Source organism: Mesorhizobium sp. B2-3-11 (genome assembly GCF_006442215.1).
GTDB lineage: Bacteria > Pseudomonadota > Alphaproteobacteria > Rhizobiales > Rhizobiaceae > Mesorhizobium > Mesorhizobium salmacidum.
On the sequence record NZ_VFVS01000009.1, the window covers coordinates 76,201 to 90,422 of the forward strand.

Genomic DNA, 14,222 nt, shown 5'->3' on the forward strand with positions numbered 1-14,222 from the left:
GTCCGTCCGGCAGATGGTGAGGACATGAAGAAACTGGTTTGCGCCGGCGAGATCCTGGTCGAGATCATGGCCGAGCGGATCGGCCAGAGTTTTCGCGCTGCCGGCCCGCTGGTCGGTCCGTTTCCGTCAGGCGCTCCCGCCATCTTTATCGATCAGGCGGCGCGGCTCGGCCAGCCGGCCGGGCTGATCGCGGCGGTGGGCGACGACGATTTCGGCCATTTGAACATCGAGCGCCTGCGCGCCGACGGTGCCGACATCTCCGCCATCACCGTCCATCAGGGTGCTGCGACCGGAACCGCCTTCGTTACCTATGAGACCGATGGCAGCCGGCACTTCGTCTACAACATCAAGCAGAGCGCCGCCGGGCTGATCGAGATGGGCGCGGAAGCGCGCGCGCTGCTGGCCGGCGCCGACCATTTTCACGTCATGGGCACATCGCTGTTCTCGCCCGAAGTGATCGAGGTTGCCCGCAACGGGATCGAAGCCGTCAAGAGGCGCGGCGGCACGGTCTCCTTCGACCCCAACATCCGCAAGGAGATGCTCGATCTGCCGGGCATGCGCGATGCCTTGCATTTCGTGCTGTCGAAGACCGATGTGTTCCTGCCGAGCGGGCCGGAACTCTTCACCTTCGCCGAGGCAACCGACGAGGAGAGCGCGGCGCGCGAAATGCTGGACCGCGGCATCTCCACCGTGGTCGTCAAGAAGGGCGCGCAGGGCGCCGTTCACTACGACCGGTCAGGGCGCATCGCTTCACCCGGCTTCGTTGTCGACGAAATCGACCCGACCGGCGCCGGAGACTGTTTTGCGGCAGCCTTCGTCTCCTTCTGGCTGCGTGGAGAGGGACACAAGAGAGCGCTCGAGATCGCCAATGGCTGCGGCGCACTGGCGGTCACGAAGAAGGGACCGATGGAAGGCATCGCCTCGCTGGCCGAGGTCGAGGCGTTCATCGCGACCAGCAGGACGGGAGCACCGGCATGAGCCAGGCGACCGACAGGCTGGCCGCCATAGCGTCGCGCCGTGCGGCCGGCGAACGCTGTGGCATCGCCTCGATCTGCTCGGCCCATCCGCTGGTCATCGAAGCGGCGCTGCGCCACGGCAAGGCGCGCAACGCCGACGTCCTGATCGAGGCCACCTGCAACCAGGTCAACCACGAAGGCGGCTATACCGGCATGACACCAGGCGATTTCCGCCGCTTCGTCGAGGCCATCGCCGGCAAGGCCGGCTTTCCCCTGGACAGGCTGGTGCTCGGCGGCGATCATCTCGGCCCCAATCCCTGGAAGCACCTGCCGGCGCCTGAAGCCATGGAGAAGGCATCGCGCATGGTGGACGCCTATGCCGAGGCCGGCTACACCAAGATCCACCTCGACGCCAGCATGGGCTGCGCCGGCGAAGGCGCGGCACCGCCCGACGCCACGATCGCCGCGCGCGCCGCCGAACTGGCCGAGGTGGCGGAGGCCGCAATTGAACGAACAGGCGGCGCCAGGCCTGTCTATGTCATCGGCACTGAAGTGCCGGTGCCGGGCGGCGCCCTGGAAGCGATGGACCATCTGGCGGTGACGACACCGGAGGCGGCCCGCGAGACGGTGCGCATCCACCGCGATGCCTTCAGCCAGCGCGGCCTCGACCAGGCCTTCTCGCGGGCGATCGGCGTCGTCGTGCAGCCGGGCGTGGAATTCGGCAATGCGGAGGTGATCGCCTACCGGCCGGAACGCGCCCGGGCGCTCGCCGGCACGCTGCGCGACCTGCCGCAATTCGTCTTCGAGGCCCACTCGACCGACTACCAGCCGGTCGCCGCGCTGAGCGCTTTGGTCGATGACGGTTTTGCCATCCTCAAGGTCGGGCCATGGCTGACCTTCGCGCTGCGCGAAGCGCTCTACGGTTTGAGCCACATCGCTGACATTCTTGCTCCCGACCCGGCTCGGGAAAGCCTGCCGGCGGCGATGGAGCGCGTCATGCTGGCAGCGCCCGACAACTGGAAGAATTACCATCACGGCTCCGAGGCCGAGCAGTGGATCGAGCGACATTTCTCTTACAGTGACCGTATCCGCTACTATTGGCCGGCGCAGGCGGCGCGGCAGGCCGTGAACGCGCTGATGCAGGCGCTGGGCGAGCGCGACATCCCCTCACCCCTGATCAGCCAGTATCTCGGCCGTCTCGACGGCGCGGTGGCGAGCGGGTCCGTCGCGCCAAAGGCCAGGGAACTCCTCATCGCAGGCGTGACGGATGTTCTCGACATCTATGCCAGCGCAACTGGCTGATCGACCCTGACCACGCCTCGGCGTTGCACCTGGAAAAACCAATGACGTGCGGCGCCAGCTTTTCCGGCGTGTCGGTGTAGTGCCGGACGGCAGTCCACCGGGAAAGCGCCGGCAGCGCCTTCCCGGACGGAAGCTTATTCGCCGCGCATCGTCGCCTGGAAGGTCGGCAGGTGTTTCTTCTGCGCTTCCAGCATGCGTTCGCGGTAGACACCGTAGATGACGTCGGTATCATGCAACGTCACGCCGGCGATCGTCGGCGAGGCGAAGACCGGCAGTTCGATGCCGCGCTTGGCGAGTTGCTCGGCCGTGCGCGCGATCAACTCGTGCGCCAGGATCATGGCGAGCACCGTCGATGAGCCCGACACCGGACGGCTCCAACCTTCGACCGGTACGATGGCGTCCTCGATCGGCGAGCAGGTGTCGATGACGAGATCCGCCGCGTCGGCCAGCCGCTTGCCAGAGGAATGCGTCGCCGGCTTGTCGAGATTGTTCTTGCTGGTCACCGCGACGACGAAGATGCCGCGCTTCCTGGCATAGAGAGCGGTGTCGATGCCGGACGAATTGCGGCCGCTGTGGCCGAAGATGATGATCGAATCGCCCTTGTTGAGCGGCTGGTGGTCGAGGAATTTCTCGGCATACTTTTCAGTTCGCTCCAGCCACAGAAGCTCGCGCACCCCGCCGGCGCCGAGCACGTTGTGCCACATAACGCGCGGGTCGGTCAGCGGATTGAAGCCGACATAGCTGCCGTAGCGCGGGAACACTTCCTGCACAGGCAGCACCGAATGGCCCGAACCGTAGAGATGGACCAACCCGCCGCCTTCCAACGAGTCGGCAAAGCGGCTGGCGGCCTGGCCGAAGGCCTCTTCATTGGTTTTCGCTGCCTTGTCGATGAGAGCGGCGAGACGGTGGATGTAGAGATCGGACACGTGGGTACTCCTGTTTAAAGGTCTGCTCGGGAGGGTGGATCAGCTTCGCGGATTGGACGGGACGCGCCCGGCGCGCAGCGTCGAGCGGATTTCGTAGCGGTCGCCGCGCATGATGGAGACGGTGAATTCGAACGGGCCGCGCTCGTCGGTGGTGATGCGCTCGACGATGAAGGCGGGGCTGCCGGCGGGCAGGTCAAGCAGTTCGGCATCCGCCGCCCCAACCGCGCCGACGCGGTAATTTTCCCGCGCGGCCGCCGGCACAATGCCGTAGTGACGCTCCAGCGCCTCGTAGAGCGAACCCTGCAGCAGGCCGGCGTCGAGGAAGCCCGGCACGCGCGCGGCCGAAAGCTGCGCCGTCTGGATGCCGATCGGCTCGCTGTTGCCCAACCTGAGACGCCGGATGCGCACCACCGGATCGCCCTCCTCGATCTCCAGCGCGCCGGCGGCCGCCGCATTGGCTGATGTCAGACCGCAGTCGAGCAGGCGCGAGCCGGCGACCACACCCATATTGCCCATTTCCTGGGTGAAGCTGGTCAGCTCGCGGGTGCCTGCCACCAGCGTGGTGGAGCGCACAAAGGTGCCGCGGCCATGCTCGCGCCTGAGCAGGCCGCCTTCCTCCAGATTGCGCAGGGCGTGGCGCAAAGTGATGCGGCTGACACCGAACAGGGCACACAGCCGGTCTTCGGCCGGGATCTGGTCGCCGGTCGCCCATTCGCCGCTCTTGACGATGGCGCGGATCGCCTCCTCGACCTGATACCAGAGCGGCTCCGGCCGTCTGCGGTCCGGCTGCTGAAAACTCGCTTGGCTCATCGCACCTGTCTCCACTCTTTCCCCGCGCGACCAGCCAATGCCGCGCCGACAAGGCCGGCGCCCGGGCCGAACCGGCCGGACCGAACCTCGATGCCACGCAGATGCGACGGCAACTGGCGCCGCAGCGCGGCAAGCAGCGGTGGTCGGATCACGTCCAGCGCCTCGGCCAGTCCTCCCGAAATCAGAACCGCCTGCGGATCGAGCAGCGCCACAGCGCCGGCAAGCGCGGTGCCGAGCCGCCGCGCCGGCACTTCCAGCAAGGTCTGCGCGGCGAGTTCCCCGCCTTGGGCGGCGGCGATCAGCTGGCGGCCATCGGCGAGGCCAATCTGGGCGGCAAGCGCATCGAGTGCCCGGCCCGAGGCGACGCGCTCCAGCCAGCCACTGCGCTCCTCGCCATGATCCTTGATGTCGGCGCAGGCCCAGCCGAACGAACAGGCGCCGCCATGCGCGCCGGCAACTATGCGGCCGTTGGCCAGCACCGCCGAGCCGATGCCGGTGCCGATGGCGAGCAGGATCGCATCCGACATGCCCTTGGCCGCGCCCTCGACGACTTCCGCCAACAGCGCGATCTGCGCGTCGTTGCCGAGCGCCACGGGCAGGCCTGGAAACAAGGCCTGGATGTCAACGCCGTCGAGAAACGGCAGGTTCGGGATCCAGCGGCAGACGGCACCTTCGACAAGCCCGGGCACCGCGATGCCGAACGCCTCGATCGCCCCAGCCTCGGCGCGCAGGGCCTGGACGCGGGCGACGAACGCATCAAGACTGGCCGGCGCCGGCTCGCGGCTCGGCATGTCCAGCGCACCGATGTCGCCGGTGAAGACGGCGGCGCGCAGATTGGTGCCGCCGAGATCGATGGCCAGAACCCGCGTCATCGGCCAGGCCCTTTGCCGAACGGCGGCGCGAACAGGCCGCTGCCGGCATTCCACGAATGCGATGCCGTCGCGAAGCCTTGTGCGTAACGCGTACCGCGCAGGCAGCCGCGCAGCCGGTAGAGCGCGCTGTAGTAATCGACATAGGGAAAGCTGCTGAGGCCCCGCGCCAGCTCGTATTCCTCGACCGCCTCGCTCCAGGCCTCGAAGCCATCGCTGACATCGACGAGATGCTCGGGCCGAAAACCGTCATCGTCCTCCCAGTTCTCGCCGAACAGGAGCAGTTGCGGCGTATGCGCCGCGTGGTCGCTGGCAACGGTCGGCAGGGCAGCGTAGAAGATGCCGGTCTGCGTCAGATGCGCGGCGGCGCGATGGTCCTTGTGCCAGCTGCCGTGCCAATGGGTAATGACGATCTCTGGTTTGAGTTCGCGAATGATGTCGCATACCTCGAGCGCCGTCTCGTCGTCCGACGGCAGGAAGGCGTCGCGCAGGCCGAGGCTGCGTACCTTGACACCAAGCCGCTCAGCCGCCCTGCCCGCTTCCTCTTCCTTCTGCACGCAATAATGCGCGGGGATGAGACAGGGATGCCCCTGCTCGCCCATGGTCAGGTGCAGGAAGGTCACCGTGGCACCGCGTTTGACGGCGGCGGCGGCCAGCGGCCCGGCGATCACCTCGGCATCGAAGGCGTGCGCGCCGACAACGAGGATGGAGCTTGCGGCGTAGATCCTGTCCTCGATCATTTCATGCCTCCCCCGGCACCGACGCCTTCGCGAATCTGGCGGGCAAGCAGACAATACATGATCAGGATGGGAGCCATGGAGATCGCCAGCGAGGCGAACACCAGGCCCCAGTCGGTGCGGAATTGGCCGACGAAGACGCTGATCGCCAGCGGCACAGTCTTGTAGCGGTCGTCGAAAATGAAGATCAGCGGGAAGAAGAAGTCGTTCCACACGGCGATCGCCGTGAAGATGGCGACGATCGAGACCGCCGGCTTCACCATCGGCAGGATGATCTGGAACAGGATGCGGACCTCGCCGGCGCCGTCCATGCGCGCCGCCTCATCGAGTTCGGACGGCAGCACGCGCATGAAGTTGGCGAAGATGAAGACGGCGAAGGGAATGCGGATCGCCGAATAGACGAGGGTCAGGCCGGTCAGGGAGTCCAACAGGCCGAGGTTGCGCATCAAGGTGAACAGCTCGACCGAGGCCAATCTGATCGGCAGCATGATGCCCGACAGGAACAGGCCGAGCATGATGGCGTTCCAGCCAAGCTTGTAGCGGCTGAGCGGATAGGCAGCCATCGCCGAGACGACGATGGTGAGAATGACCGCGCCGGCGGTGACGATCAGGCTGTTGATGAAATTGTGGCCGAGATCGGCGCGCGTCCACGCCCGGACGAAATTGTCGAAAGCCCAACTTTGCGGCAGGCCGAGCCTGTTGTCGTAGATTTCGGCCGTGGTCTTGAAGCAGGAGACGACGAGGATGTAGAGCGGCAGCAGAACCGCCGCTGTCCAAATGGCCAGCACGGTCCAACCCGGCAGCCGCGCCAGTCTTGGCGGAAACGTCCTGTACGGGATCGCCGGCACGCTCATAGCTGCACCGTGCGGCGATCGAAGAAGCGCAGCATCAGCAGCGTGCCGATGCTGAGGATCAGGAACAGCACGGTGCCCAAGGCCAGCGCCAGACCGATATCAGTGATACCGACAGCGCCCTCGGCGCCGAAGGCCAGTCGGTAGAAATAGGTCACCAGCGTGTCGGTCGAATAGCTCGGATTGCCCTGCACGCCTTGCATCACATAGACGATGTCGAACTGGTTGAAGGTGTTGATGAACGACAGCGTCGTCAGCGTGCCGAGCGCCGGCATCAAAAGCGGCAGCGCGACGGAAAACAGCATGCGCGCATTGCCGGCGCCGTCGAGCTTCGCCGCCTCGAATATCTGGCCGGCAATCTGCCGCAGGCCCGCCGTGTAGATCAGCACCGGCAGGCCCATCCAGTTCCAGGCGTCGACGGCGATCAGCATTCCAAGCGCGGTGTGGCTGTTGCCGAGCACGGTGAGGCTGCCCTGATGGAGGCCGAGCCCGTTCAGCGCCCATTCGACGACGCCGCCCGGCGCCAGAAGCAGGCGCCACAGCGCCCCGACGATGACGGGGCTCAGAACCGCCGGAAAGAAAAACACCGACTGGAAGAAGGCCGCTCCCCTGTCGCGCAGGAACAGCAGCCAGGCGAACAAAAGGCCGATGCCATTCTGGAAGAGCATGATGCCGAAAAACCAGGCGGTATTGTGCCACAGCGCGCCATAGAGCCGCGCACCGCTGGGAAAGACAAACAGGCGCGAAAAATTCGACAGGCCGGCGAATTCGACCATGCGCATGCCCTTCCAGATGAAGAAGCTGCCCCACAGCGACATCGCCAGCGGATAGAGGACGAAGAGCGTGTAGACGGCCAGCGCCGGCAAGATGAAAAGCACGGCCATGCGCTGCTGCGTGCGTTTCAGGCTGCTTGGGCGGTGAAAATTGGTCATGCGTTGTTCTGTCCGGCGAGAGGCCGGCCGCGATGCGACCGGCCTGGCTCCTCACTGCTTCGGCTTGAACCAGGTGGCGACGGCGGCCTGAATATCGGCGGCCAGCTTCTCCGGCGCGATGTTGCCCTCGACCATGTCGATGATCTCCGACTGCAACACAGAGGACGCCGTCGGCGACTGCCAGCGGAAGCCGACCAGCGTCAGATAGGGCGTCGAGTTCTTCGACATTTCCATCATCTGCGCCAGCACCGGATCCTTCACGGTGACGTCGGTGCGGGCCGGCGGCCAACCGAGCTCATCGGCGAACATCTGCGCGAATTCGGCCGAAGCCATGAAGCCCAGCACCTTGATCGCGGCCTCCTTGTTTTGACTCTCGGAGACGAGACCATAGGAGCCGTCCGAGAAGGCCGACGTGTAGAGCTTTGCCCCGGCATCGTCGGCTGGGAACGGGAAGATCGAGAATTTCAGCTTCGGGTTCTGCGCCTTAAAGCTGCCGTTCTCAAAGGACCCACCGAGGAACATCGCCGCCTTGCCGCCGATGAACTGCTGCGTGGCCGTGGTGTAGTCGATGCCGGCGAAGCCGTCCGGGAAATAGGGCTTCAGCTCGGCGAAGCGCTTCAGCGCCGCGACATAGCGCGGATCGTCGAAGGTCGCCTTGCCGGTCATCATCTCGTCGTAGAAATCAGGGCCGTAGACGGTCGGGCCAATGACGCCGACGCCGATCTCAAGCTCCCAAGCGGAGCCATTGGCGCCGCCGGTTGCGATCGGGGTAATGCCGGCCGCCTTCAGCTTGCCGCAGGCGGCGACGAAATCCTTGTAGGTCTTGGGGATCTCGATGCCTTGCGCGGCAAAGATATCCTGATTGTAGAACACGCCCATCATCGGCACCGAATAAGGCACGCCGTAGAGCTTGCCGTCGGTGCGCCCGCGCGCGCCGCCAAGGGCGGCATCCGGCATGTTCTTCAATTCCGGCACGCTGTCGTCGAGCGCGTCGAGATAGCCGGCATCGACGAAGGGCTGCAACTCGCCATAGGCTTTTAGCTGGGCAATATCGGGCCCGCGACCACCGCGCAGCGCGGTGCTCAGCCGGTTCTGGTAATCGGCGTCCGGCGTGAACTGAATGTCGACCTTGATGCCCGGGTTCTTGGCCTCGAAGGCATCGAAGATGCGACGCATCGCGGCCTCGTCCTCGGTGCGCCAACTCCACAGCGTCACCGTGCTGTCGGCCCACGCCGGCAGGGTGATGAAGGTACCCGCGCAAGCGGCGGCAAGGCCGCCGATCAGCCCAAGCGCGGCGCGCCGGTGAATTGAAAGCATGCTCATTGCCAGTTCTCCCGTTTCTTCCCTGTCTTTGGCGTCTCGCGGCGCTTCGATGCCGCAAGAGAGTCATTCGTTCGATCCAGTCATTATAACGACATAGCGTTGTTCGCAAGAGGCGGCCTTTTCTCAATAGGGCAGAACCGTCGAGTTCCCGACCCACAAAATCTGTTTAACTTGCTGTTCTGAACAGATAAAATTAATATTCCAGGAGCACAAGAAGATCTCGCGTCGATTCTGCAAGCAGCTTTTTCGCAAACAGGGCCTTGCGCCACCGCTTCATGTTGTCATAACGTCATCGTGGTCGCTATGCTCAAATGGAGGGTGAGGATGTCGTTTGCCTGGATGTCGAAACTGGCACTGGCCGCGGGCCTTGCCATCCTGCCGACCACCGGCTGGGCGCAATCGGTCAACATCTCCTACCTGACGCACTGGTCGCCCGAGACGGTGGCGTTGCTGGAGGCGGCGGCCAACGGCTATGCCAAGACCAATCCGGATGTCAGCGTCACCGTGCGCGCCGTTCCGTTTGGAGATCTCCTGACCACGCTTCGCTCCCAAGGCGGTAACGCGGACGGCCCGACGATCGGCGGTATCTACGATCTCTGGCTGCCGGAACTCGCCCGCGACAAGCTGGTCGCGCCTGCCCCTGAGGCGGTGGCGAGCGAAGTCAAGGGCGCCTGGCCGGCGGGCGTCGTCAGTGCCGCTTCGGTCGGCGGCAAGCTCTACGGAATTCCCAACGAAATCGACGTCTATGCGCTGAACTACAACAAGGCGCTGTTCAAGCAGGCGGGCATCGCCGCTCCACCAAAGACCTGGGACGAGTTCAAGGATGCGGCGAAAAAGCTGACCAACAAGGATGCCGGCCAGCAGGGGTTCGGCATGATCAATTCATGGGCGGCCGGCGTCGTCCATCCCTTCGCCTCGCTGCTGGTTTCCAATGGCGGCGAGCTGGTCAAGGACGGCAAGCCAGTGCTGGACAGCAAGCAGGCCGGCGAGACGTTCCAGCTTTATGAAGACCTCGTCAAGTCCGGCGCCAGCGTGCCGGCGATGGCGACGGCCGACGCCAACACCACCGGGCCATTCCTCGACAATTTCGTCTCCGGCAAGACCGGCATGATCATCATGGCCAACTGGTGGGAGAGCGCGCTGAAGACCGGCATGGGCGACAAGTTCACCGACATCGCCACGGCACCTATCCCGGTCGGCCCGAGCGGCGACAAGCCACATTCGATTTCCTATTCCTGGATGACCGTGGTCAATGCCAATGCGGGCCAGGCCGAGCAGAAGGCGGCATGGGAATTCCTCGCCTGGCTCAACAATCCGAAATCCGGCAAGAGCGGCGCTTCGGCGATGTCCGATATCTTGATGTCGATGGGCATCCTGCCGTCGCGCACCTCCGACATCGAAGCGCACAAGGACAAGCTCGGCTCGGAATTCCTGTCCGGCTATGTCAGCGTGCTCGCCGATGCAAAACCCTTCCCGGTGGTGCCGGGCGGACAGGAATTCTCGGAATCCCTACAGCAGACGATCGAGGCGTTGCAGTATGGCCAGGTCTCGGCCAAGGATGCGCAGGCGACGGCGCAGGCCGACGCCACTTCGATCCTGGAACGCGCCGCCAAGTAGTCATCAGAGCCAAGTAATGATCAGAACGTAATGATCCAGAGGTACCGTGCCTCGGCGGGCATCATGCTTACGCCCGCCGTGACGCTGATCGGCATATTCATCCTGCTGCCGATGCTGCTCACCGTCTGGCTGTCCTTCCAGGACTGGTCGACGCAAACGCCGTTTTCCAGTGCGAGCTTCATCGGCCTCGACAATTTCCGCGAGATCTTTGGGCCGACCTCGGTCGGACGCGACTTCAAGGGCGCGTTGACCAACACCGCTATTTATACCGCACTATCCGTCATCCTGATCCTGCCGCTCTCGGTAGCCTTCGGCCTGATGGTTTACCAGCACGATGTCGCTGGCGGCACGGAGCTGAGGACGGTGCTGTTCTCCACCTATATGGTGCCGATGATCGCGGTGGCGCTGGTCTGGTCGAAGCTCTATTCGCCGAGCGAGGGGCCGCTCAACCAGATGCTTGGCCTGGTCGGCGTCGGACCGCAACCCTTCTTGTCGTCGCCGCGCTCGGCGCTGATCTCGATCGTCTTCCTCAACGTCTGGCAGCAGGTCGGTTATTTCACCGTGCTGGCGATCGCCGGCCTGACGCAGATACCCGGCAGCCTCTACGAGGCGGCGAAGCTCGACGGCGCCAATCGCTTCGAGCAGTTCCGCTTCATCACCTTGCCGCTGATGCGGCGCACGCTTTTGTTCAGCGCCGTCATCGCCATCATCAACGCTGTGCAGGTGTTCGAGCCCGTGGCGCTGATCACACAGGGCGGGCCAGTCGGCTCGACCAATGTCTTGACCTATCACATCCGCCGCGTTGGTATCGAACGCGCGCAGGGCGGGCTGGGTTCAGCCATGGCTGTCATGCTGATGCTGTCGCTGATCGTCGTCGTCTGCGCACTCTTCGCACTCGCCAACCGGAAGGACCAGGAATGAGCGCGGGATCGTCGAGCTGGTTTGCGCGTAGACGCCCCTCCGGCCGCAAGGCGCTGCTGGCCACGCTGATGCTGCTCGTCGCCGTTGCATCCGCCTTCCCGCTGGTGTGGATGGTGCTGTCCAGCCTGAAAACCCCGGCCGAGAGCATGCAGGTGCCGCCGGTCTGGATCCCGCATACGCCGAGCCTCGATGCCTATGAAAAGGTCTCCGGCGTGGTCAATGTCGGCCGCTCGATGTGGAATTCCCTGGTCATCGCATCGATCACCACGGCCGGTATCCTCATCACCTCCATGATGGCCGGTTACGCCTTCGCCAAATACCACTTCCCTGCCCGCTCGCTTTTGTTTTCGGTGCTGATCGCCACAATGTTCCTGCCGCCGATCGTGACACTGATCCCGCTCTACCGGCTCGTCGGCTCGATCGGCCTCAATGCCAGCCTCGCCGGCATCATCGTGCCCAACCTCGCTAATGCCTTCGGCATCTTCCTGATGCGCCAGTTCATTGCAGGCGTGCCCGACGATCTGATCGACGCCGCGCGCATGGACGGCGCCTCGGAGTTGCTGATCCTCTACAAGATCGTCGCGCCCAGCGTCGCTCCGGCGATCGCCGCACTGGCCCTCTTCGCCTTCGTCTATCACTGGAACAGCTATCTGTGGCCGCTGACCGTGCTGCAGGGCAATGCCGATGCCTATCCGATCGTCATCAGCCTCAGCCGGCTGTTGAGCTACAACCGGGGCGCTGTCAACACCGGGCTGGTGATGGCCGGCGCGACGCTGGCCGTACTGCCGCCGCTCATCCTGTTCGTCTTCCTGCAGCGCTTCTTCGTCGATTCCATCGTCGGCTCGGCCATCAAGGGATAGCTAAAGCATGATCCCAAAAAGTGGATACCGGTTTTAGCACGGCGCACAGCAAGGTCGGCACGATATCTGGCTGCGTTGCCGGGCTTTCATCCATGGGTTTGTGCTCCAGGGGCAAGCGATGCGATGAAATCGCGGATCAGCGCGACCAGCGCTTCAGGTTGTTCGACGCAAGGAATATGTCCGGCGTCGCGGATGATCTCGAAACGCGCGCCGGGGATCAGAGCGGCCAGCGAACGGACGAGATCGGGAGGCGTGGAGCCATCCTGGTCGCCGACGATGCAGAGCGTCGGCACGGTGATGCGGCGTGCCGCGTCGGTGAAGTCGGCATCGCGGACCGCCATGCAGGTTCCGATATAGCCGGGCAGTGCCTGTCTGATCAGCATGTTGCGGCAGCCGGCAAGATCGGCGGTGCGCGCGGCATGGAAATCCGGCGTGAACCACACTTTCATCACGCCATCGGCGATCGCCTCGATGCCGTCGCGCTCGATGGTCGCAATGCGGCTGTTCCAGCTCTCGGCAGTGCCGATCTTGTGGGCCGTATCGCTGAGGACCAGGGCGTGGACGATCTCGGGCCGGCGGGCGTAGAGGCGTTGCGCGACCATGCCGCCAACCGACAGGCCGACCAGGACAACCCCGTTGAAACCGAAATGGTCGATGAGGGCGCTCAGATCGTCGGAATGGTCGTCAATCGAGCGTACGCCGGTGCCATTGTCGGAAAGCCCGTGACCTCGCTTGTCATAGACGAGCAGAGGCATCTCGCCGGCCAGAAGCGCAACGACCTCGTCCCAGATGCGGAAGTCAGTGCCGAGCGAATTGATGAAGACCAGCGGTGGCGTCCTGCCGTTCGCCTCGACATACCGGTGATGCAGCGTGACGCCGCCAAGGGTGACGAATGGCACGATTTCGATCCTCCATTTCCACATTGCACAAGGCATTTGGTTCGGCAAAATGATATTTTGCACCAACGGCATGACCGCGCCGGCCACCGATATCGAGACGGTCTCGGAATCATTCGGCCGCGCCTTCATGCGGCAGAGCCATGCGGTGTGATCATTTCAGCCGGCGAGGTCGCCAACGAGGTCGCGAGCGGCGGTCGGAGATGAAGCACAGATGCCATTTGGCGGCATCAAGGGCTCCGGCGTCGTCTTGCGGCTGACAAGGAAGATCAAACCGCCAATGACGGCGTGAAGCGAACGCTGGCGGATCGCCTTTGGCCGGGCGCCAGCACGATGCAGCCGGTGCTGACATCCTCGTGGTCCATCCGGTTGAAGGCGTCGGTGATGTTGCTGACCGGCTCGGCGCAAAAGAACGGCTCGCCGGGCGGGGTGTAGAGGACGAGGAAATCGAGCGGCGCCTCCGCCTCGATATCCAGCTGCCGTCCACGTTCGGGCCAAGAAATCCGGGCGTGGCGCGCCCACCCGGTGAAGACCGTGTCGAAGTCCACTTCCGATACGTCAAAGCCGATGGATGGATCGGCGCCTGCAGGCGGCGGGACATGCCGGATGGGCAGGACCTCCGTGTCGGTTTCCCACATGCCTGATACCCGGGCCTGGACATGCGTCCACGGTGTCGCCGGAAAGCAGGGATGGAGGCCGAAGCCGACCGGCATCGGCGCGTCCGACAGGTTGCGCACCGCAATGGTCATGCAAAGCCTGCCGCCTGCCAGAGAGATCTTCTGCTCGGCTTCATAGCTCCATGGCCAGGAATCGGCGGCGTGGCGATAGCGCAGGACGACCATGCTCGCTTCATGGCTCACGACCGTCCACGGGTGACGCCAGCCATGGCCGTGCTCATGATGTGGATCGTCCGGACCCGTCGGGAGTCGAATGGGGCGCCCGGCGAATTCGAAGCGGCCACCCCTGATCCGGTTGGAATAGGGTACAAGCGGAAAGCAAGCCATGGCGCCGGTATCGCGACGGCTGATCGCCGCTGGATCGGCCGGGCGTAGCCAATCCACGGCTGAACCATTTTGCCACCACCGATACGACGCCAGCGCTCCGCCGGCTGCCGGAGCAATTTCGACCGTCGCGATGCCGTCAGTGATCGAGACCAGCTCCGCGCCTTGCGCGGCAACGGCTGCGGATTTCTTTGTCATCGGCACTCCCCAATCCCTTGACT

General features: G+C 64.4%; 14 protein-coding genes. 5 read left to right on the forward strand and 9 right to left on the reverse strand.

Going from position 1 to position 14,222, the window contains the following annotated elements; all coding sequences use genetic code 11:
- Nucleotides 1–24 precede the first annotated feature (24 nt).
- Both FJ960_RS14420 and FJ960_RS14425 read left to right on the forward strand, forming a co-directional pair.
- Complete coding sequence (locus FJ960_RS14420; RefSeq protein WP_140714777.1) at nucleotides 25–978, forward strand: sugar kinase; 954 nt, start codon at nucleotides 25–27, stop codon at nucleotides 976–978.
- Nucleotides 975–2,258: a D-tagatose-bisphosphate aldolase, class II, non-catalytic subunit gene (locus FJ960_RS14425; RefSeq protein ID WP_140714779.1), complete on the forward strand. Its 1,284-nt coding sequence runs from the start codon at nucleotides 975–977 to the stop codon at nucleotides 2,256–2,258. The genes FJ960_RS14420 and FJ960_RS14425 overlap by 4 nt, the downstream gene beginning before the upstream one ends.
- Nucleotides 2,259–2,392: 134 nt before the next feature.
- On the opposite strand, the gene FJ960_RS14430 is transcribed toward FJ960_RS14425, so the two are convergent.
- Genes FJ960_RS14430 through FJ960_RS14460 form a run of 7 tightly spaced genes read right to left on the reverse strand, consistent with a single transcriptional unit; the run spans nucleotide 2,393 to nucleotide 8,706 of the window.
- Entirely contained in the window at nucleotides 2,393–3,184 is a 792-nt protein-coding gene (locus FJ960_RS14430) for an SIS domain-containing protein (protein ID WP_140714781.1), read from the reverse strand.
- Nucleotides 3,185–3,223: 39 nt separating this feature from the next.
- Complete coding sequence (locus FJ960_RS14435; RefSeq protein WP_140505665.1) at nucleotides 3,224–3,994, reverse strand: GntR family transcriptional regulator; 771 nt, start codon at nucleotides 3,992–3,994, stop codon at nucleotides 3,224–3,226.
- Complete coding sequence (locus tag FJ960_RS14440) at nucleotides 3,991–4,866, reverse strand: ROK family protein (RefSeq protein ID WP_140714783.1); 876 nt, start codon at nucleotides 4,864–4,866, stop codon at nucleotides 3,991–3,993. Before FJ960_RS14440 ends, FJ960_RS14435 begins: the two co-directional genes overlap by 4 nt.
- Nucleotides 4,863–5,603, reverse strand: coding sequence for a PIG-L family deacetylase (locus FJ960_RS14445; protein WP_140714785.1), 741 nt, complete (start codon nucleotides 5,601–5,603; stop codon nucleotides 4,863–4,865). The genes FJ960_RS14440 and FJ960_RS14445 overlap by 4 nt, the downstream gene beginning before the upstream one ends.
- A complete protein-coding gene (locus FJ960_RS14450; protein WP_140714787.1) occupies nucleotides 5,600–6,454 on the reverse strand; it encodes a carbohydrate ABC transporter permease in 855 nt (284 codons plus the stop codon). Before FJ960_RS14450 ends, FJ960_RS14445 begins: the two co-directional genes overlap by 4 nt.
- Complete coding sequence (locus FJ960_RS14455) at nucleotides 6,451–7,383, reverse strand: sugar ABC transporter permease (RefSeq protein WP_140505673.1); 933 nt, start codon at nucleotides 7,381–7,383, stop codon at nucleotides 6,451–6,453. The genes FJ960_RS14450 and FJ960_RS14455 overlap by 4 nt, the downstream gene beginning before the upstream one ends.
- A 51-nt stretch (nucleotides 7,384–7,434) precedes the next feature.
- Complete coding sequence (locus FJ960_RS14460) at nucleotides 7,435–8,706, reverse strand: extracellular solute-binding protein (protein WP_140714789.1); 1,272 nt, start codon at nucleotides 8,704–8,706, stop codon at nucleotides 7,435–7,437.
- Nucleotides 8,707–9,030: 324 nt separating this feature from the next.
- Between FJ960_RS14460 and FJ960_RS14465 the strand changes: the two genes are divergently transcribed.
- From FJ960_RS14465 to FJ960_RS14475, 3 genes are read left to right on the forward strand one after another with little or no spacing between them, the layout of a single operon-like run.
- A complete protein-coding gene (locus FJ960_RS14465; RefSeq protein WP_140714791.1) occupies nucleotides 9,031–10,323 on the forward strand; it encodes an extracellular solute-binding protein in 1,293 nt (430 codons plus the stop codon).
- Nucleotides 10,324–10,353: 30 nt separating this feature from the next.
- Nucleotides 10,354–11,244, forward strand: coding sequence for a sugar ABC transporter permease (locus FJ960_RS14470; protein WP_140505679.1), 891 nt, complete (start codon nucleotides 10,354–10,356; stop codon nucleotides 11,242–11,244).
- Nucleotides 11,241–12,104 carry a carbohydrate ABC transporter permease gene (locus FJ960_RS14475; RefSeq protein ID WP_140714793.1) on the forward strand — a complete coding sequence of 288 codons (864 nt, stop codon included), beginning with the start codon at nucleotides 11,241–11,243 and terminating at the stop codon, nucleotides 12,102–12,104. Before FJ960_RS14470 ends, FJ960_RS14475 begins: the two co-directional genes overlap by 4 nt.
- A gap of 86 nt (nucleotides 12,105–12,190) precedes the next feature.
- Here FJ960_RS14475 and pcaD read toward each other — a convergent pair whose 3' ends face one another.
- Together pcaD and FJ960_RS14490 are read right to left on the reverse strand one after the other, a co-directional pair.
- On the reverse strand, nucleotides 12,191–13,003 hold the full coding sequence (pcaD, locus tag FJ960_RS14480) for a 3-oxoadipate enol-lactonase (RefSeq protein WP_140714795.1): 813 nt from the start codon (nucleotides 13,001–13,003) through the stop codon (nucleotides 12,191–12,193).
- A gap of 266 nt (nucleotides 13,004–13,269) precedes the next feature.
- Nucleotides 13,270–14,199: an aldose 1-epimerase gene (locus FJ960_RS14490; protein WP_140714797.1), complete on the reverse strand. Its 930-nt coding sequence runs from the start codon at nucleotides 14,197–14,199 to the stop codon at nucleotides 13,270–13,272.
- Between the last annotated feature and the right edge of the window lie 23 nt (nucleotides 14,200–14,222).